We start from the raw sequence: 18,709 nt of genomic DNA, 5'->3' as shown, positions 1-18,709 counted from the left end.
ACCGCTTTTATCGTCGAAACTGGGGCAACAGCACGCTGGTCTCCTTGCAGGTCGTGGGCGGGTAGCCGGCTCAGGCGGCCGGACGCAGGCAATAATGCTCGATCAATTCGCGCAGCAGGCGCAGGGTCGGGTCGATGCGCGCCAGCTCCAGGTACTCGTCCGGCTGGTGGGCACAGGCGATGTCGCCAGGGCCGAGCACCAGGGTCTCGCAGCCAAGCTGCTGAAGATAAGGCGCTTCGGTGCCGAATGCCACCGCCTCGGCGGCATGCCCGGTCAGGCGTTCGGCGGTGCGCACCAGTTCACTGTCGGCGGCCTGCTCGAAGGGCGCCACGCAGGGGAACAGGGGGGCGAAGTCGATGCGCACCCGGTGCTGTTCGGCGAGCGGCTGCAGCTTGCCGCGAATGATCCCGCGTAGTTGCTCCGGGTCCATGCCCGGCAGCGGGCGCAGGTCGAATTCCAGGGCGCACTGGCCGCAGATACGGTTGGGATTGTCGCCGCCGTGGATGCAGCCGAGGTTCAGCGTCGGCTGCGGCACGTTGAACAGCGGATTGCGGTATTCCCGCTGCCATTGGCCGCGCAGGGCGATCAGCTCGCCCATGACCGCATGCATGGCGTCCATGGCGCTGCGGCCGAGGCTGGGGTCGGAGGAGTGGCCGCTCTGCCCGAGGATCTCGATGCGCTCCATCATGATGCCTTTGTGCATGCGGATCGGCTTCAGCCCGGTCGGCTCGCCGATCACCGCGGCGCGTCCCAGCGGCCGCCCGGCATCGGCCAGGGCGCGGGCGCCGGACATGGAGCTTTCCTCGTCGCAGGTGGCGAGGATCAGCAGCGGCTGCCTGAACGGCTGGTCCAGCAGCGGCTTGACCGCCTCGATGATCAGCGGGAAGAAGCCCTTCATGTCGCAACTGCCGAGGCCGTACCAGCGGTCGTCGCGCTCGCTGAGGCTGAAGGGATCGGATTTCCACAGGCCCGGATCGCAGGGCACGGTGTCGCTGTGGCCGGCCAGTACCAGGCCGCCGGGGCCGCTGCCGTAGCTGGCCAGCAGGTTGAACTTGCCGGGCGTGACCGGTTGGATATCGCAACTGAAGCCCAGCTCCGTCAGCCAGTCGGCGAGCAGCTCGATCACCTCACGGTTGGACTGGTCCACCCGTGCCTGGGTGCTGCTGATCGACGGGGCGGCGATGAGCGCGGCGAACTGTTCTTTGAAGGAAGGAAGCGGCATCGGCGGTTCTCCATGTCAGGCCCCATGATAGGACCATCCTGCCGACAGAAGAAACCGCCAATCCGGCGCGCGGCCGTCTGGGCCGCGCGCCGCTGCGCTCGTCAGGCGAAGATGCCGCTGAGGATGAAGAAGAACACGATGGACAGCGCGGCGCCGACCGGCAGGGTGATCAGCCAGGACATGAAGATCTTGCCGATCACGCCGAGGTTCAGCGCGCCGATGCCGCGGGCGATGCCGATGCCGAGCACCGCACCGACCAGCGTGTGGGTGGTGGACACCGGCAGGCCGATGGCCGAGGCACCGACCACGGTGGTGGCGGTGGCCAGTTCGGCGGCGAAGCCACGGCTGGGGGTCAGCTCGGTGATTTCCTTGCCGATGGTGGCGATCACCTTGTAGCCGTAGGTGGCCAGGCCGACCACGATGCCGACCGCGCCGAGCAGCAGCACCCAGCCCGGCAGGGCTGCTTTGAGACCCACCGCTTCGCCGCCGGACTGGATCACGCCGACGATGGCGGCCAGCGGGCCGACGGCGTTGGCCACGTCGTTGGAGCCGTGGGCGAAGGCCATGGAGCAGGCGGTGAAGATCATCAGCACGGCGAACACCCGCTCCACGCTGGCGTAGTGGAAGGCCTTGTCGGCTACCTCATCGACCTTGATGCGACTGAGCAGCACCACGCCGAGCAGCATCACCAGCACGCCGATGGCCAGCGCCAGCAGCAGGCCCTGGCCGGTGGAGATGTGCAGGCCAACGTGCTTGAGACCCTTGGTGACGGTCATTACCGCGACCATGAAACCGGTGAGGAACATGTACACCGGCACGAAGCGCTTGGCGTTCTGGAACGGGTGGTCGGTATCGATGATCAGCTTCTGCACGCTGACGAACAGGCCGAAGGCGACCAGCCCGGACAGCACCGGCGATACCACCCAGCTGGCGACGATCGGGCCGACGCCGCTCCACTTCACCGCATCCATGGAAACGCCCACGGCGCCGAAGCCGATCACCGCGCCGACGATGGAGTGGGTGGTGGAGACCGGCCAGCCCTTCATCGAGGCGATCAGCAGCCAGGTACCGGCGGCCAGCAGCGCCGACATCATGCCCAGTACCATCAGCTCCGGGGAGATCTGGCTGGCATCGACGATGCCACCCTTGATGGTCTCGGTGACCTCGCCCCCGGCCAGGTAGGCGCCGGCGAACTCGAAGACCATGGCGATCAGGATCGCCTGCTTGATGGTCAGTGCCCGCGAGCCCACCGAAGTGCCCATGGCGTTGGCCACGTCATTGGCGCCCACGCCCCAGGCCATGAAGAAGCCGAAGAGGCAGGCAAGCAGCAGGAGTACGAAACCGTAGTCCGTAATCAAAGACATATGAATTATTCTCGTCGAAGCCCAGAAAGGACGCTGGCGCTCAGCGCGCCAGCAGTTGTTCCAGTCGGTTGCCCACTCGTTGGGCCCGGTCGGCGACATCGCCGATCCAATCGATGATCTGGTAGAGGAACATCACATCGATCGGAGGAAGATCCTTTTCCACCTTGAACAGTTGGCGGCGTACTTCGATCTGCAGCCGATCGTTGTCCTGCTCGATGGCATCCAGCTCTTCGATCATGGTTTCCACCAGGGTCGCTTCACGGCCACCGAAACCGGTTTCCAGCAGTTCATCCAGCTCGTTCATCGCCTTCAGCGCCTGGGCGCTGGCATCCACCGCGCGCTGCACGTAGTTGAGCATCAGCGGTTGCAGCGGGACCGGCACGGTCATGCAGCGGCCCAGCATCAGGCCGGCGATGTCCTTGGCGCGGTTGGCAATTTTGTCCTGTACACTGAGCAGTTCCAGCAGATCCGAACGCGGCACCGGCAGGAACAGGCTCTTGGGCAAGTGCAGGCGCACGCTCTTCTTGAGCTTGTCGGCATCCTTCTCCAGACGCACCATTTCCTGTTGCACCTGCTCGACCTTGGCCCAGTCCTCGGCCATCACCGCCTCGAAGAACGGCAGCAGATGCGCCGCGCACTCGTGGGCCTTGGCGATGTGCTGCTGCATGGGGCCGATGGGCGAACGCCCGAACAGGCTGACGAAGGGATTGGTTGGCATAGGGTAAGACCCCTGGTAGCAAAGAGGCGGCAAGTATACGGAGCGACCCGGATGCCCGCCAGTTTCGCCGCCGGATCGTCACACTTTCATGATAGGCGCTCGAATTCGTCCCCATGGTCAAAGAAACCGAAATCAAACTGCGCGCCAGCCGCGACACCCTGCTCGCCCTGCGCGAACACCCCCTGCTGAAGAAGCGCAACAAGAGCGGCTGGCAGCGCGGCGAGCTGCTCAACCAGTACTACGACACCCCGGCGCGCGACCTGGCGCGGGCCAAGGTCGCGCTGCGCCTGCGCCGCGACGGCGAGCAGTACATCCAGACCCTCAAGAGCCGCGGCCAGAGCGTCGCCGGCCTGTCCGAGCGCAACGAATGGGACTGGTACCTCGAACAGCCGGCTCTGGATCTTGCCCGCCTGGATGACAGTTGCTGGCCGGCCGAGCTGGCCGGCCTGGACAAGACCACGCTGCAACCGATTTTCACCACCGACTTCGTGCGCGAGCGCGCCGAAATCGCCTGGGGCCGCGGCAAGGCCAAAGTGGTGATCGAAGCGGCGCTGGACCTGGGCAAGGTAATCGCCGGCGAACGCGAGGAAGACATCTGCGAGCTGGAACTGGAACTGCGCCAGGGCGAACCCGCCGCCTTGCTGGAGCTGGCCGCCGAACTGGCCGCCGACCTGCCATTGATGCCCTGCGATATCAGCAAGGCCGAACGCGGCTACCGGCTGTTCGACGAAGGCAGCTACAGCGTGGCCCTGCCGGCACCGGCGCTCGATCCGCTGCAATCGCTGGACAGCGCCTTCGCCGCCATCGCCTGGCACCTGCTCGGCAACAGCCAGCGGCTGGCCGAGCAGTATCGCTTCAACGGCCACTGGCGCCTGCTGGCCGACTGGATCGAGCAACTGATCGAGCTGCGCGCCCTGCTCGGCAGCCTCGGCCAGGCCGCGCCGCGGGCCAGCAGCCGCGAACTGCGCGAGGCCCTCGATGCCCTGCTGCAGGACTGGCGCCCGCGCCTGCGCGCCGGCCAGGCGGACGAAGCCGTGCGTCACAACGCGCCGGCCCAATTCGCCGACGAACTGGCCGGCACCCGCTGGGGGGGCTTCTCCCTGGCCGCCTCGCGCTGGCTGCTCGCCGAAGGCTGGCGGGCCGGGCGCAACAACCGTGGCGAGCGCCAGGGCCAGGCCGCCCTGGGCAACTGGCTGCCGCGCCTGCTCGCCGACGAGGTCCAGGCGCTGCCGCTGGCGCGCTATCGCCAGTATCCGGAAGACCTGGTCGACCAGTTGCCGCGCCTCGAACGCCTGCACGTCTGGCTGCGCCTGGCCCGTGGCGTGCTGGAGGTGCCGGAGGTCGACCGCCTGTATGGCGAGCTGAGCAAGCTCGGCGACCTGGCCCACCGCGAGGCGGACGCCGAGACCCTGGCTGCGCGTACGGCCCAGGCCCATACCGTGCAGACGCTCAAGGGCTGGAAGGCCCTGTCGAAATAGGCCCGGCACACGGCCGCCGGCCGGGGCGCCGCCGGGCACGGGCCTTGGCCGGCGGTTCGGCCCGTGTCCATACTGTGCACACCGGCAACGCTTGGCAAAGGGCGGTGCGCTAGGCTGAACGGCACCTCAGCGCCTGGAGCGGCCAGCACGCCGCCCGGCCTCCAGCGGCCTTTTCATCAGGGAGCCCCATGAACGCCTTAGCTTCTGCCTCATCCACCGCCGACCGCTGGCTCGACCTGAACGATGTGCTGCGCGAACTGATCGCCCAGCGCCGCATCGACCAGGAAATCGCCGAGCAGTGCCTGGCGATCCGGCGCAGCGCCGTGAACAACCAGCAACATCCGCTGGAATTTCTCGCTGCCCAGCAAGTGGATGACCTCAAGCGTCCGGGCAAGAAGCTCGACCTGGAAACCCTGACCGTCTGGCTGGCCGAACAGGCCGGGCAGCCCTACCTGCGCATCGACCCGCTGAAGATCGATGTCGCCGCAGTCACCCCGCTGATGTCCCACGCCTTCGCCCAGCGCCACAAGATTCTCGCCGTGGCGGTCAGCCCCGAGGCGGTGACCATCGCCAGCGCCCAGCCCTTCGTGCACAGCTGGGAAGCCAACCTGACCCACGTGCTGAAGCGGCCGATCAAGCGCGTGGTGGCCAACCCGGCCGACCTGCATCGCTTCACCAACGAGTTCTACCGCCTGGCCCGCTCGGTCACCGGCGCCTCGGCGAGCGACCAGAAGATCAGCGGCGTCGGCAACTTCGAGCAACTGCTCAGCCTCGGCGCCAGCGACCAGGAGCCGGATGCCAACGACGCGCATATCGTCAACATCGTCGACTGGCTGTTCCAGTACGCCTATCAGCAGCGCGCCAGCGACATTCACATCGAGCCGCGCCGCGAGCAGGGCACCGTGCGTTTTCGCATCGACGGCGTGCTGCACAACGTCTACCAATTCCCGCCGCAGGTGACCATGGCCATCGTCAGTCGCCTGAAGACCCTCGGGCGGATGAACGTGGCCGAGAAGCGCAAACCGCAGGACGGCCGGGTCAAGACCAAGACCCCGGACGGCGGCGAAGTGGAGCTGCGCCTGTCGACCCTGCCCACCGCCTTCGGCGAGAAGATGGTGATGCGTATCTTCGACCCCGAGGTGCTGCTCAAGGGCTTCGACCAACTGGGCTTCTCCGCCGACGACCTGCGCCGCTGGCAGAGCATGACCAACCAGCCCAACGGCATCATCCTGGTCACCGGCCCGACCGGCTCGGGCAAGACCACCACGCTCTACACTACGCTCAAGCAGTTGGCCACCGAAGAGGTGAACGTCTGCACCATCGAAGACCCTATCGAGATGATCGAGGGCGCCTTCAACCAGATGCAGGTGCAGCACAACATCGACCTGACCTTCGCCAGCGGCGTGCGCGCGCTGATGCGCCAGGACCCGGACATCATCATGATCGGCGAGATCCGCGACCTGGAGACCGCCGAGATGGCCATCCAGGCGGCGCTCACCGGCCACCTGGTGCTGTCCACCCTGCACACCAACGATGCGCCCTCGGCCATCACCCGCCTGCTGGAACTGGGCGTGCCCTATTACCTGCTGCGCGCGACCCTGCTCGGGGTCATGGCCCAGCGCCTGGTGCGCACGCTCTGCCCCCACTGCAAGGCACCGGTGCAACTGGACGAGAGCGACTGGCAGAACCTGACCAAGCCCTGGAGCGCCCCGCTGCCCACCGGCGCGCACCGCGCCGTCGGCTGCCTGGAATGCCGCGACACCGGCTACCGGGGCCGCGCCGGGGTCTACGAGATCATGCTGCTCAACGACACCATCCGGCCGCTGATCAATGCCGACACCGACCTCGTGCCGCTGCGCCGCCAGGCGTTCAAGGACGGCATGCGCAGCCTGCGCCTGTCCGGCGCGCAGAAGATCGCCGCCGGCCAGACCACCATCGAGGAAGTGCTGCGGGTCACGCCGCAAAGCGAGCAGAAATAGGGCGGCTCGACACCAACCGACCACTGACATGTCGGACCGGCACGACGGTCTAAACTATGCATGGGCAATCAGCCATGATCCGCCCGGCCCATGCTAACCGTCAGCAGCCCTCATGCCTGCCATTCGCGCCCTCGTCATCCTGTTACACACTGCCTGGGCCGTTCTCGGCCTGCTCGGTGTCATCCTGCAGCCCGCACAGGCCGGCGCTTTGCGCCTGGATGCCCTGCCCGATTCCCCGCTCGGCGCCTGGGCCCAGATACTGGTGGAAGATGGCCGGCCGCTGACCGTCGACGACGCCCTGGCCGCCCATCGCGATGGCCGCTTCAGCGACGCCCGACGCACCGTTCCGGGGTTCGGCATGGGCACAGCGCCCGTCTGGTACTACCTGGACGTGGAAAACCCCGGTGACCAGCCCATCCCCCTCAGGGTGCAGGCCGGGGTACCGTGGATCGACCGTCTGGACCTGTATCTGCTGCAGGACGGCCAATTGTTGTTCGAGCAGGCGGCGGGCGACCTCGGGGCAGGACGGCTGCCACCGATTCCCGGTATCGGCTTCGTCTTCGAGTACCCGTTTCCTCCCGGCGCCATCCAGCTTCTGGTTCGCGCCGAGACGTCCGATCCACTACTGCTGCCGGTTCGCCTGCTCACGCCAGCGCAGGGCCAGGCACACCGCCGTCTGCTGCAGTACGGCTACGGGCTGCTCTATGGTCTGCTGGTCGCGCTGGCGCTCTACAACCTGATGCTCTATTCCGGGCTGCGCCTGCGCCGGCACCTCGACTACGCGCTGTATATCGGCACCTTCGTCCTGCTCAACCTGGCCTACACCGGGCACGGCTATGCCTGGCTGTGGCCGGATGCCCCCGCCTTGCAGCAGTACGTCATCCTGGCGCTGATGGTTCTGTACTGTTGCAGCGGGTTGCGATTCGCCCTGTATTTCCTCGAATTGCCCACCCAGGCTCCCGCCGCGGCACGCCTGGTGCGCTACGTGATACGGGCCGGCCTCGGTCTGATGTTGCTGGCGATCCTGCTGCGACGCCAGCACGAGGCGGCCTTGCTGGCCTTCGCCTTCGTCCTGCTGTTCACCCTGTGCATGGTCGGCCTGGGATTGTTGCGGGTGCGCCATGGCGGTAGCAATGCGCGCTACTTTCTCGCCGCAGCCACCATCGGCATGTGCGCCACCGCCGTCTCAACCGTGACGGTCTGGGGCTGGCTGCCCTATTCGCCATGGGCCTACCACGCGGTCGAGATCGGCCTGCTGGTCGAGGCCTCGCTGCTGGCCCGCGCGCTGGCCTACGAAGTAGGACAACAGCAGCAGGCGCGGCTCCTGGCCGAGCAACTCGCCCGGATCGATCCGCTCACCGGCCTGCTCAATCGCCGCGCGTTTCTGGAGCAGGGCGAAGTGCTGTGGCAGAACGCCCACCGCTACGGACGCCCGCTGACGGCGGTGCTCATCGACCTCGACCATTTCAAGGCGATCAACGACAACCTTGGCCACGATGCCGGCGACCAGGCGCTGGTGGCGACCGCACAGCTGCTGCAGCGCCACCGCCGCTCCAGCGACCTGCTGGCGCGCTGGGGCGGCGAGGAATTCATTCTGTTGCTACCGGAAACCCGCACCCGCCAGGCCAGGGCCCTGGCCGAGCAGATACGCCAGCGCATCGCAGGGATCAAGATCGAGGTCGATGGGCGCACCACCTGGCTGGCGGCCAGCCTCGGGGTCACCGAGTTGACGGAGCAGGCTTCGCTGCATGCGCTGATCTGCGACACCGACCGCTGGCTATACACGGCCAAGGAGGCCGGGCGCAATCGGGTCGCCTGCGCCCCGGGCGGCTGACGGGCAGACCGCCACCGCCGGCTCAAATCAGCGGCGATAACCGCTGGCGCGACTTACAATCAATCTTCGCAATCCCCCTCAGGAGTAGTCAGTAATGGAAATCGGCGTTGTGATCCTGCTGTTCGTCGCGCTGGCCTTTGCCATCGTCTTCATGGGTTTCAAGGTGGTGCCGCAGGGCTACCAATGGACGGTGGAGCGCTTCGGTCGCTACACCACCACGCTGCGTCCGGGCCTGAACATCATCGTGCCGGTGATGGACCGCATCGGCCGCAAGCTCAACGTGATGGAAAGCGTGCTGGATATCCCGCCGCAGGAAGTCATCAGCTCCGACAACGCCATCGTGCAGATCGACGCGGTGTGCTTCTTCCAGGTGATCAACGCCGCCCAGGCCGCCTACGAGGTGAACAACCTCGAACACGCCATCCGCAATCTGGTGATGACCAATATCCGCACCGTGCTCGGCTCTATGGAGCTGGATGCCATGCTCAGCCAGCGCGACGCGATCAACGAACGCCTGCTCAAGACCGTCGACGAAGCCACCGCGCCCTGGGGCATCAAGATCACCCGCATCGAGATCAAGGACATCACCCCGCCCACCGACCTGGTGGAAGCCATGGCCAGCCAGATGAAGGCCGAACGCCTGAAGCGCGCGCAGATTCTCGAAGCCGAAGGTTCGCGCTCGGCGGCCATTCTCACCGCCGAAGGCCACAAGCAGGCCGAGATCCTGCGTGCGGAGGGCGAGCGCGCCGCCGCGTTCCTCGAAGCCGAGGCCCGCGAGCGCGCGGCCCAGGCGGAAGCCGAGGCCACCCGCATGGTGTCCGAGGCGATCGCCGCCGGTAACGTGCAGGCAGTGAACTACTTCGTCGCGCAGAAGTACATCGACGCCCTCGGCCAGCTGGCTTCCGCCAACAACAGCAAGGTGGTGCTGATGCCGCTGGAGGCCAGCCAGGTGATCGGCGCGGTCGGCGGCATCGGTGAGATCATCAAGTCGACCTTCGACGGCAAGCGGGGCTGACGCACCATGCTGGATATGCTGCAGCACCTCAGCTACTGGAACTGGCTGGCCCTCGGTACCCTGCTGCTGATCCTCGAAGTGTTCGGCGTCGGCGGCTATCTGCTGTGGATCGGCCTGGCCGCCGCCTGCGTCGGCGTGCTGACCTTCATCTTCCCGGAGCTGCCCTGGGCCTGGCAGTACCTGCTGTTCGGCACCCTGTCGATCCTCACCGCCGTGCTCTGGTGGCGGCGTCAGCGCGGTTCCGTGCAACTGACGGATCAACCGGGGCTGAACCAGCGCGGCCAGGAGTTCATCGGACGCACCTTCAGCCTGCATGAAGCCATCACCGGCGGGCGCGGCAAGATCAAGGCCGGCGACACGCTCTGGCTGGTGACCGGCCCGGACCTGCCGGCCGGTAGCCCGGTCAGGGTCACCGGCCAGGATGGCGTGCTGCTGAAAGTCGAAGCCGTCGGATGACTTCGCTGCGCATCGCGCCGCTGGCCGCAGCGGCCGATGCCGCCGCCCTGGAGCTGCTGGACCGCGCGTTTACGGGCGACCCGACCCTGGCCTGGTATCTCCAGGCCGAGCGGCCGGACTATGCAGCCAGACGTCGCGACTACCTGGCGCTGTATCTGGCATTTCATCGGCGCAATGCCTTTCCTGCCCTTGGCGCCTGGCAGCATGAGCGCCTGCTGGGCGTCTGCCTGTTCACGGCGACCGGCGCCCCCAGCGACGACAGCCTGGCCTGGCTCGGCACTGCCATCGAGCAGCGCTGCGGCGCGGGTTGCCTGGCCCGCCTCGATCGCCTGCTGGAAGCCTTCGATGGTCTTTTCGCCGACTGCGCGCGCATCGAATTCATCGGCGTCGCGCCTGGCTTTCACGGGCAAGGTATCGGCAGCGCGCTGCTCGGCGCCACACTTGGCGAGCTGGACAGCCTGCCGGGCCTGGCCGGCATCGCCCTGGAAACCGGCGAGCCCGGCAACCTGCCGCTCTATGCGCGATTCTCCTTCGAACTGCGCCAGCGCCTGCAGTTGGATGGCCTGCACCAGTACCTGCTGCTGCGCCAGCCCGGCCGGGGAACCGCACAGGCCGGCGCCGACTCTGAATAGGCAGACCCACCCACAGGAGTCCTGCCATGCGCCGCCTAGCCGCCTGTTTCGCCGTAGCCCTCGCCATTCCAGCCACCCCGGCCCTGGCCGACAGTCTGGTGCGCGATATCCTTTCCTCGGGCATCACCACCGGCTCCACCTACATGACCTTCAAGGATGACAAGCTGCTGGTCGCCGTGCGCGACGATGCCAGCAGCTTCGTGGCCAGCGATGGCGAGATTCGTGGCCCCTACCTGGAGGCCGCGCTGCAACGGCTGCGCGCCGAGCAACCCGAGCTGCACGCCAGCGACATGGAGTTGGCCAGCGCCATCCTGGCCGCCGATTGACGCCGAGCGCGCCGGCTCCCGTCCGCGAAGCGCCTGCGCTGGCCCCGCTCCAGATGTTGGCCGGGCGAAACCCGTCGTTGTCGGTTTGGCGGGTCGCACCCAGGCTCCACGTCGAACCAGCCAGACTTCCTCCGGGCTGAGTTCCGCCCCCTCCAGCGCCTCGCGCAACGCCGTGGCCTTGCGGTGATTGTTCTTCGCAGGCATGGCCCGCTCCGCAAGCCGCGAAAACGACAAAGCCGCCCGAGGGCGGCTTTGTCATTGCTTCGGGCCTAGTCCCGATAAGCATCCACCGGCACGCAGGCGCAGAACAGGTTGCGGTCGCCGTAGACGTTGTCCACCCGATTCACCGTCGGCCAGTACTTGTGCGCACGGGTGTGGGCGGTCGGCGTCACCGCCTCGGCGACGGCATATGCCCGCTCCCAGGTGCCGGTCACGTCGGCCAGAGTGTGCGGCGCATGCTTGAGCGGGTTGTCTTCGGCCGGCCACTCGCCGGCCTGGACCTTGGCGATCTCCGCGCGAATGCTCAGCATCGCCTCGATGAAACGGTCCAGCTCATGCTTGGACTCGCTCTCGGTAGGCTCGATCATCAAGGTGCCAGGCACCGGGAAAGACATGGTCGGCGCGTGGAAGCCGTAGTCCATCAGGCGCTTGGCCACGTCTTCCTCGCTGATGCCGGTTTCCGCCTTGAGCGGGCGCAGGTCGAGGATGCACTCGTGGGCCACTCGGCCGTTGCGCCCGCTGTACAGCACCGGGAAGGCACCGCCCAGCTGGTGGGCCAGATAGTTGGCATTGAGCATCGCCACCTCGGTGGCGTCCTTCAATTGCGGGCCCATCATGGCAATGTACATCCAGCTGATCGGCAGGATGCTCGCACTGCCCCAGGGCGCCGCGCTGACTGCGCCGTTCTCCGGGTTCGGCCCGTCCAGCGGGACCACCGGGTGGTTGGCGACGAAGGGCGCCAGGTGCGCCTTCACGCCGATCGGCCCCATGCCGGGGCCGCCGCCGCCGTGGGGAATGCAGAAGGTCTTGTGCAGGTTCATGTGGGAAACGTCGGCGCCGATGTCGCCCGGCCGCGCCAGGCCGACCTGGGCGTTGAGGTTGGCGCCGTCCATGTACACCTGGCCGCCGTGCTGGTGCACCACCTCGCAGATTTCGCGGATGCCCTCCTCGTAGACCCCATGGGTCGAGGGGTAGGTGGCCATCAGGCAGGACAGCTGCTCGCCGGCTTCGGCGGCCTTCTTCTTCAGGTCGTCCAGGTCGACGTTGCCGTGGTCGTCGCACTCGACGATGACCACGCGCATGCTGGCCATCTGCGCCGAGGCCGGGTTGGTGCCGTGGGCCGAGGACGGGATCAGGCAGATGTTGCGATGTGCGTCGCCGCGGCTTTCGTGGTACTTGCGGATCGCCAGCAGGCCGGCGTATTCGCCCTGGGCGCCGGAGTTGGGCTGCATGCAGATGGCATCGAAGCCGGTGATGGCGCGCAGCCAGGCGTCCAGCTCGTCGATCATCGCCTTGTAGCCCTGGGCCTGCTCCGTCGGGGCGAAGGGATGCAGGTTGGCGAATTCCGGCCAGGTGATCGGGATCATCTCGCTGGTGGCGTTGAGTTTCATGGTGCAGGAGCCGAGCGGGATCATCGCCTGGTTCAGCGCCAGGTCCTTGTTCTCCAGCTGCTTGAGGTAGCGCAGCATCTCGGTTTCGCTGTGGTGGCTGTTGAATACCGGGTGGCCCAGGTAGCCGCTGGTGCGCTCAAGCCCGGCCGGAATTCCGCCGGGCAGCACACCGGCATCGAGCGCGGCGATGTCCAGACCGTGGTCGGCGCCGAGGAAGATGGCGAACAGTCGCTCGACGGTGTCGGCGGTGCAGGTCTCGTCAAGGCTGACGCCCAACTTGCCGCGGCCGAGGATGCGCAGGTTGATGCGGGCCGCCTGGGCGCTTTCGAGGATCGCGGTCTGGCTGCCGCCGACATCCAGGGTCAGGGTGTCGAAGAAGTGCTGGTTCTCGCGCTTGAGCCCCTTCTGCGCCAGGCCGGCGGCGAGAATGGCGGTCAGCCGGTGCACCCGCTGGGCGATGCGCTTGAGCCCCTGTGGGCCGTGGTAGACGGCGTAGAAGCTGGCAATGTTGGCCAGCAGCACCTGGGCGGTGCAGATGTTCGAGTTGGCCTTTTCGCGGCGGATGTGCTGCTCGCGCGTCTGCAGGGCCATGCGCAGCGCGGTGTTGCCGCGGGCGTCCTTGGACACGCCGATGATGCGCCCCGGCATCGCCCGCTTGTATTCGTCGCGGCAGGCGAAGAACGCCGCATGCGGGCCGCCGTAGCCCATCGGCACGCCGAAGCGCTGGGCCGAACCGAACACCACGTCGGCGCCGAGTTCGCCGGGCGGCGTCAGCAGCAGCAGACCGAGCAGGTCGGCGGCGACGCAGGCCAGCGCCTGCTGGGCGTGCAGCTGGTCGATCAGCGGCTTGATATCGCGGATCTCGCCATGGGTATCCGGGTATTGCAACAGGGCGCCGAACACCTGGTGCTCGCCGAGCGTGTCGACGCTGGCGACCACCAGTTCGAAGCCGAACGCCTCGGCACGGGTCTGCACGACGGAAATGGTCTGCGGATGGCAATTTTCATCGACGAAGAAGACATTGCTCTTGCTCTTCGCCACGCGCTTGGCCATGGCCATGGCTTCAGCGGCGGCGGTGGCTTCGTCGAGCAGCGAGGCGCTGGCCAGGTCGAGGCCGGTAAGGTCGATGGTCAGTTGCTGGAAGTTCAGCAACGCTTCCAGGCGGCCCTGGGCGATCTCTGGCTGATAGGGGGTGTAGGCGGTGTACCAGCCTGGGTTCTCCAGCACATTGCGCAGGATCACCGTGGGGGTCAGGGTACCGTGGTAGCCCATGCCGATCAGGCTGGTCCATACCTGGTTCTGCTCGGCGTAGCCGCGCAGCTTGGCCAGCGCGCCCTGTTCGTCGAGCGCCGCCGGCAACTCCAGCGCCGCGTTCAGGCGGATCGCCGGCGGTACCGTCTGCTCGATCAGTTGGGCGCGGCTGGCCAGGCCGAGGGTATCGAGCATGGCCTGCTGCTCGGCCTCGTCCGGGCCGAGGTGGCGACGCAGGAAAGCGTCGGGTTGCTGGAGTTGGGCGAGGCTGGGCGTCTGGGACATGGTCGGCTTCTCGGAAAAACAAAGCCTCGACGAATCGAGGCTTTGCGGGGCTAGCGGGGAATCAGGCGTCGGCTTCGCAGGCGGCCTTGTAGGCGTCGGCGTCGAGCAGCTTGTCCAGCTCGGCTTCGTCAGCCGGCTTGAGCTTGAAGAACCAGCTGCCATAGGGGTCGCTGTTGACGTTCTCGGGCGTGTCGGTCAGCGCATCGTTGACCGCGATCACCTCGCCGCCCACCGGCGCATAGATGTCGGAAGCGGCCTTCACCGACTCCACCACGCCCGCCTCCTGGCCGGCGGCCAGTTGTTGGCCGACGGCCGGCAGCTCGACGAACACCACGTCGCCGAGGGCTTCCTGGGCGTGATCGGAAATGCCGACGGTCACCGTGCCGTCCATCTCCAGGCGGGCCCACTCGTGGCTGGCGGCATAACGCAGGTCGGCGCGGATATCACTCATTGCTTGTTCCTCGAAAAGAAGGGGGCAGTCACTGCCAGGAAAATTTAGCAGGCCCTCGGCGGGCCGTTAGATCTGGGCCTTGCCGTGGCGGACGAAATTCGCCTGTACCACGCGCACCGGGTACCACTTGCCGCGGATCTCAACCTCGGCACGCTCGCCGGTCGCCGCCGGCACGCGGGCCAGGGCGATCGATTTGTTCAGCGTCGGCGAGAAGCTGCCGCTGGTGATCTCGCCGGCACCGACGCCATCCACCCGCACCACCTGGTGGGCACGCAGCACGCCGCGTTCCTCCAGGACCAGGCCGACCAGTTTCGGCAGGTCGCCGGCGAGGCGCTGGGCTTCCAGGGCCTGGCGGCCGACGAACTGGCGCGACGCCGGCTCCCAGGCGACCGTCCAGTCCATGTTGGCAGCCAGTGGCGATACGTCTTCGTCCATGTCCTGGCCGTAGAGGTTCATACCGGCCTCCAGGCGCAGGGTGTCGCGGGCGCCCAGGCCGATGGGCGAGATACCGGCACCGACCAATTCGTTGAAGAACGCGGTGGCCTGTGCGGCCGGCAGGATGATTTCCAGGCCGTCCTCGCCGGTGTAGCCGGTGCGGGCGATGAACCAGTCGCCCTCCGGCAGGCCCTGGAACGGCTTGAGGTCGCTGATCAGCGCGGCGCGGGCGGCGCTCACCAGTTCGCTGGTCCGGGCGCGGGCGCGCGGCCCCTGGATGGCGAGCATCGCCAGGTCGGCGCGCTCGTTGATCTGCACGTCGAAACCGGCAGCTTGCCGGCGCATCCAGGCCAGGTCCTTGTCGCGGGTGCCGGCATTGACCACCACGCGGTATCCCCAGTCGGTGAGGTAGACGATCAGGTCGTCGATTACTCCGCCGTGCTCGTTGAGCATGGCACTGTAGAGGGCTTTCCCCGGGGTTTTCAGCCGTTCGATGTCGTTGGCCAGCAGGTGCTGCAGGTAGGCCTTGGCCTGGTTGCCGCTGACGTCGACCACGGTCATGTGGGAGACATCGAAGACGCCACAGTCGCGCCGCACCTGATGGTGCTCCTCGACCTGCGAGCCGTAGTGCAGCGGCATATCCCAGCCGCCGAAATCGACCATCTTGGCGCCGAAGGCCAGATGCTGGTCATAGAGGGGCGTGCGCTGACCCATGGGTTTCTCCTTCCGGGCGTGGCGATGACGCGGGCGGACGCTGGAGCCGGCTGAGCCTCACGGGAACAGGGCACTGGCGACGGGCTCCACGCGCCCGGTCGGGGTGACCGGCCGCATCGAATGGCGCGCATTGTAGCCGCTCACCGGGAGGCGGTCACCTTGGCGGCGCGACCGCCGGACGTAGGGTCGGGCTAGCCGAAGGTGCGGGCCGAACGGCGGATCAGCAGCACCACCGGCAGCAGGCCGACCAGCACCAGGCTCAGCGCGGGTAGCGCGGCGCGTGCCCATTCGCCCTCGCTGGTCATCTCGAAGACCCGTACCGACAGCGTCTCCCATCCGAACGGCCGCATCAGCAGGGTCGCCGGCATTTCCTTGAGCACGTCGACGAACACCAGCAGCGCGGCGCTGAGCACACCGGGGGTCAGCAGCGGCAGGTAGACCCGCAGGAACAGCCCGAGCCCGCCGACGCCGAGGCTGCGCGAGGCCTCCGGCAGGGAGGGGCGAATGCGCGCCAGGCTGCTCTCCAGCGGCCCGTAGGCCACCGCGATGAAGCGGATCAGATAGGCCAGCAGCAGCGCCGCCAGACTGCCCAGCAGCAGCGGCTTGCCGGCGCCGCCGAGCCAGGCGGACAGCGGGATCACCAGTTCGCGGTCGAGGTAGCTGAAGGCCCACATGATCGCCACCGCCAGCACCGAGCCCGGCAGCGCGTAGCCGAGGTTGGCCAGGCCAACGGCGGCACCGACCGCGCGGGTCGGCGCCAGGCGCCGGGCGAAGGCCAGCAGCAGGGCTGTGGCCACGGTGAGCAGCGCCGCCAGCCCGCCCAGGTAGAGGGTGTGCAGGATCAGACCGGCGTAGCGCTCATCCAGATCGAAGCGCCCGCGCTGCCAGAACCACACCAGCAACTGCAGCACCGGCACCACGAAGGCACAGAGGAACACCAGCCCGCACCAGGCACTGGCGGCCAGCGCCCTGGCCCCGCGCAAGCGGTACAGCGCGCGCCCGCGCGGCCGTTCGCTGGCAGGGCGCACCGCGCCGCGGGCGCGACGCTCGCCATACAGCACCAGCATCACCGCCAGCAGTAGCAGGCTGGCCAACTGGGTGGCGCTGGACAGGCTGTAGAAGCCGTACCAGGTCTTGTAGATGGCGGTGGTGAAGGTGTCGTAGTTGAATACCGACACCGCGCCGAAATCGGCCAGGGTCTCCATGATCGCCAGCGCCAGGCCGGCGCCGATGGCCGGCCGCGCCATTGGCAGGGCGACGCGCCAGAACGCCTGCCAGGGCGACTGGCCGAGCACCCGCGCGGCCTCCATCAAGCCCTTGCCCTGGGCCAGGAATGCCGTGCGCGCCAGCAGGTAGACGTAGGGATAGAACACCAGCACCAGGACGACGATCACCCCGCCGGTGGAACGCACCCGCGGCAGCCGCAAGCCACTGCCGAACCACTCGCGCAGCAGGCTTTGCACCGGCCCGGCGAAGTCCAGCAGGCCGACGAAGACGAACGCCAGCACATAGGCAGGAATCGCGAAGGGCAGCATCAGCGCCCAGTCCAGCCAGCGCCGGCCGGGAAATTCGCAGAGGCTGGTCAGCCACGCCAGGCTCACGCCGAGCAGGGTCACGCCGACGCCGACACCGCTGACCAGCACCAGCGTGTTACCGAGCAGCCGGGGCATCTGGGTCGCCCACAGGTGCGACCAGATCTCGCTATCGACGCTGTGCCAGGACAGCGCCAGCACGCTCAGCGGCAGCAACACCAGGGCGGCGATGGCAAAGGCGATGGGATACCAACGGCGCTGGACGGGATGAGCCACGTGTTCCTCGATAGCGGAAAAGACGACGCCCCGGAGCGGACCGGGGCGTCGAAGTAAAACAGCTAGGCGCTTGGCGCCGCAAGCCGCAGCAATGCGATCAGTTCCAGCCGACGCGATCCATCAGCTTGATGGCCTGGGCCTGGCGCCTGCCGGCTACCTCCACCGGGATGCTGTCGGCCTTGAAGCTGCCCCAGGCGGCCACTTCCTCGGACGGCGGGACCGTCGGGTTGGCCGGGAACTCCTGGTTGAGGCCGGCGAACAGCCCCTGGGCCTCGTCGCTGGTCATCCACTCCAGCAGCTTCTGCGCCTGTTCGGGGTGCGGCGAGTGCTTGGTCAGGCCGGCGCCGGACAGGTTGACGTGCACGCCACGGTCGCCCTGGTTCGGCCAGAACAGCTTGGCCTTGAGCTGCGGATTGTCGCGATGCAGGCGGCCAAAATAGTAGGTGTTGACCAGGCCGACGTCGCACAGCCCGGCATCCACCGCCTGGATCAGCGCAGTGTCGTCGGCGAACACGTCGGTGGCCAGGTTGTCGACCCAGCCCTGGACGATCTGCTCGGCCTTGGCCTCGCCATGGGTCTCGATCAGGGTGGCAGTCAGCGACTGGTTGTAGACCTTCTTGCCGGTACGCAGGCACAGGCGGCCTTCCCAGTTATCGTCGGCCAGCGCCTCGTAGGTGCTCAGCTCTTCCGGCTTTACCCGCTCGGTGGAGTAAACGATAGTGCGCGCGCGCAGCGACAGGCCGGTCCAGCTGTTGGTGCTGGAGCGGTATTGCGACGGAATGTTCCTGGCGATGATCGGCGACTCCACCGGCCGCAACACACCCTCCTGTTCGGCCTGCCAGAGGTTGCCGGCATCCACGGTGATCAACATGTCGGCCGGCGTGTTCTCGCCCTCGGCCTTCAGGCGCTCCAGCAGCGGCGCTTCCTTGTCGGTGATGAAGGAGACCTTGACTCCGGTCTTGGCGGTGTAGCGGTCGAAAACCGGCTTGATCAGCTCGTCGATGCGGGAGGTGTAGACCACCACTTCGTCGTCGGCCGCCTGGACGGCAGCGGACAGGGTGGAGAGCGCCAGAACTGCGAGAAGACGCTTGCTTGCCTGCATGGCAATATGCCTCGTGCTAGGAATTTAGA

General features: G+C 67.3%; 15 protein-coding genes. 7 read left to right on the top strand and 8 right to left on the bottom strand.

Annotated elements, in window-relative coordinates:
- Positions 1 to 70: 70 nt before the first annotated feature.
- From argE to ACWKV7_RS12800, 3 genes are all read right to left on the bottom strand, one after another.
- Positions 71 to 1,222, bottom strand: coding sequence for an acetylornithine deacetylase (gene argE, locus ACWKV7_RS12810; protein WP_483858062.1), 1,152 nt, complete (start codon positions 1,220 to 1,222; stop codon positions 71 to 73).
- 101 nt (positions 1,223 to 1,323) lie between these two features.
- On the bottom strand, positions 1,324 to 2,586 hold the full coding sequence (locus ACWKV7_RS12805; protein ID WP_483858061.1) for an inorganic phosphate transporter: 1,263 nt from the start codon (positions 2,584 to 2,586) through the stop codon (positions 1,324 to 1,326).
- 40 nt (positions 2,587 to 2,626) lie between these two features.
- Positions 2,627 to 3,304 carry a TIGR00153 family protein gene (locus ACWKV7_RS12800; RefSeq protein ID WP_483858060.1) on the bottom strand — a complete coding sequence of 226 codons (678 nt, stop codon included), beginning with the start codon at positions 3,302 to 3,304 and terminating at the stop codon, positions 2,627 to 2,629.
- 113 nt (positions 3,305 to 3,417) lie between these two features.
- Between ACWKV7_RS12800 and ACWKV7_RS12795 the strand changes: the two genes are divergently transcribed.
- The 7 genes from ACWKV7_RS12795 to ACWKV7_RS12765 all read left to right on the top strand — a co-directional run bounded on the left by ACWKV7_RS12795 (position 3,418) and on the right by ACWKV7_RS12765 (position 11,024).
- Complete coding sequence (locus tag ACWKV7_RS12795; protein WP_483858059.1) at positions 3,418 to 4,782, top strand: CYTH domain-containing protein; 1,365 nt, start codon at positions 3,418 to 3,420, stop codon at positions 4,780 to 4,782.
- 188 nt (positions 4,783 to 4,970) lie between these two features.
- On the top strand, positions 4,971 to 6,761 hold the full coding sequence (gene tfpB / locus ACWKV7_RS12790) for a type IV pilus assembly ATPase TfpB (protein ID WP_483858058.1): 1,791 nt from the start codon (positions 4,971 to 4,973) through the stop codon (positions 6,759 to 6,761).
- A 112-nt stretch (positions 6,762 to 6,873) separates the two neighbouring features.
- Positions 6,874 to 8,595 (top strand): sensor domain-containing diguanylate cyclase, encoded by a 1,722-nt coding sequence (locus ACWKV7_RS12785; protein ID WP_483858057.1) that lies wholly within the window; start codon positions 6,874 to 6,876, stop codon positions 8,593 to 8,595.
- A 94-nt stretch (positions 8,596 to 8,689) separates the two neighbouring features.
- Positions 8,690 to 9,610: an SPFH domain-containing protein gene (locus ACWKV7_RS12780; RefSeq protein ID WP_483858056.1), complete on the top strand. Its 921-nt coding sequence runs from the start codon at positions 8,690 to 8,692 to the stop codon at positions 9,608 to 9,610.
- 6 nt (positions 9,611 to 9,616) lie between these two features.
- The gene (locus ACWKV7_RS12775; protein WP_483858055.1) at positions 9,617 to 10,066 is read left to right on the top strand and encodes an NfeD family protein; all 450 of its coding nucleotides are present in this window, start codon (positions 9,617 to 9,619) and stop codon (positions 10,064 to 10,066) included.
- Positions 10,063 to 10,698 (top strand): GNAT family N-acetyltransferase, encoded by a 636-nt coding sequence (locus ACWKV7_RS12770; RefSeq protein WP_483858054.1) that lies wholly within the window; start codon positions 10,063 to 10,065, stop codon positions 10,696 to 10,698. Before ACWKV7_RS12775 ends, ACWKV7_RS12770 begins: the two co-directional genes overlap by 4 nt.
- 26 nt (positions 10,699 to 10,724) lie before the next feature.
- Positions 10,725 to 11,024 carry a DUF2388 domain-containing protein gene (locus ACWKV7_RS12765; RefSeq protein ID WP_483858053.1) on the top strand — a complete coding sequence of 100 codons (300 nt, stop codon included), beginning with the start codon at positions 10,725 to 10,727 and terminating at the stop codon, positions 11,022 to 11,024.
- 269 nt (positions 11,025 to 11,293) lie between these two features.
- Here the strand turns inward: ACWKV7_RS12765 and gcvP are convergent, their stop codons facing one another.
- The 5 genes from gcvP to ACWKV7_RS12740 form a co-directional block, all read right to left on the bottom strand.
- A complete protein-coding gene (gene gcvP / locus ACWKV7_RS12760) occupies positions 11,294 to 14,170 on the bottom strand; it encodes an aminomethyl-transferring glycine dehydrogenase (RefSeq protein WP_483858052.1) in 2,877 nt (958 codons plus the stop codon).
- A gap of 61 nt (positions 14,171 to 14,231) precedes the next feature.
- Positions 14,232 to 14,621, bottom strand: coding sequence for a glycine cleavage system protein GcvH (gcvH, locus tag ACWKV7_RS12755; RefSeq protein ID WP_483858051.1), 390 nt, complete (start codon positions 14,619 to 14,621; stop codon positions 14,232 to 14,234).
- Between the two features lie 66 nt (positions 14,622 to 14,687).
- Complete coding sequence (gene gcvT / locus ACWKV7_RS12750) at positions 14,688 to 15,770, bottom strand: glycine cleavage system aminomethyltransferase GcvT (RefSeq protein WP_483858050.1); 1,083 nt, start codon at positions 15,768 to 15,770, stop codon at positions 14,688 to 14,690.
- Positions 15,771 to 15,961: 191 nt separating this feature from the next.
- Entirely contained in the window at positions 15,962 to 17,578 is a 1,617-nt protein-coding gene (locus tag ACWKV7_RS12745) for an ABC transporter permease (RefSeq protein ID WP_483858049.1), read from the bottom strand.
- Between the two features lie 97 nt (positions 17,579 to 17,675).
- A complete protein-coding gene (locus tag ACWKV7_RS12740) occupies positions 17,676 to 18,680 on the bottom strand; it encodes an extracellular solute-binding protein (protein ID WP_483858048.1) in 1,005 nt (334 codons plus the stop codon).
- Between the last annotated feature and the right edge of the window lie 29 nt (positions 18,681 to 18,709).

It is taken from the genome of Zestomonas ipomoeae, assembly GCF_057128665.1.
The sequence above is the reverse complement of the archived record's forward strand: the minus strand, read 5'-3'. Positions and strand labels throughout refer to the sequence as shown.

What these genes read in the sequence shown, in the direction of transcription:
- ACWKV7_RS12765 (WP_483858053.1), top strand. Translation starts at nt 10,725, where the DNA reads ATGCGCCGCCTAGCCGCCTGTTTCGCCGTAGCCCTCGCCATTCCAGCC.
- tfpB (WP_483858058.1), top strand. Translation starts at nt 4,971, where the DNA reads ATGAACGCCTTAGCTTCTGCCTCATCCACCGCCGACCGCTGGCTCGAC.
- gcvT (WP_483858050.1), bottom strand. Translation starts at nt 15,770, where the DNA reads ATGGGTCAGCGCACGCCCCTCTATGACCAGCATCTGGCCTTCGGCGCC.
- argE (WP_483858062.1), bottom strand. Translation starts at nt 1,222, where the DNA reads ATGCCGCTTCCTTCCTTCAAAGAACAGTTCGCCGCGCTCATCGCCGCC.
- ACWKV7_RS12770 (WP_483858054.1), top strand. Translation starts at nt 10,063, where the DNA reads ATGACTTCGCTGCGCATCGCGCCGCTGGCCGCAGCGGCCGATGCCGCC.
- ACWKV7_RS12795 (WP_483858059.1), top strand. Translation starts at nt 3,418, where the DNA reads ATGGTCAAAGAAACCGAAATCAAACTGCGCGCCAGCCGCGACACCCTG.
- gcvP (WP_483858052.1), bottom strand. Translation starts at nt 14,170, where the DNA reads ATGTCCCAGACGCCCAGCCTCGCCCAACTCCAGCAACCCGACGCTTTC.
- ACWKV7_RS12785 (WP_483858057.1), top strand. Translation starts at nt 6,874, where the DNA reads ATGCCTGCCATTCGCGCCCTCGTCATCCTGTTACACACTGCCTGGGCC.
- ACWKV7_RS12775 (WP_483858055.1), top strand. Translation starts at nt 9,617, where the DNA reads ATGCTGGATATGCTGCAGCACCTCAGCTACTGGAACTGGCTGGCCCTC.
- ACWKV7_RS12740 (WP_483858048.1), bottom strand. Translation starts at nt 18,680, where the DNA reads ATGCAGGCAAGCAAGCGTCTTCTCGCAGTTCTGGCGCTCTCCACCCTG.
- gcvH (WP_483858051.1), bottom strand. Translation starts at nt 14,621, where the DNA reads ATGAGTGATATCCGCGCCGACCTGCGTTATGCCGCCAGCCACGAGTGG.
- ACWKV7_RS12780 (WP_483858056.1), top strand. Translation starts at nt 8,690, where the DNA reads ATGGAAATCGGCGTTGTGATCCTGCTGTTCGTCGCGCTGGCCTTTGCC.
- ACWKV7_RS12805 (WP_483858061.1), bottom strand. Translation starts at nt 2,586, where the DNA reads ATGTCTTTGATTACGGACTACGGTTTCGTACTCCTGCTGCTTGCCTGC.
- ACWKV7_RS12800 (WP_483858060.1), bottom strand. Translation starts at nt 3,304, where the DNA reads ATGCCAACCAATCCCTTCGTCAGCCTGTTCGGGCGTTCGCCCATCGGC.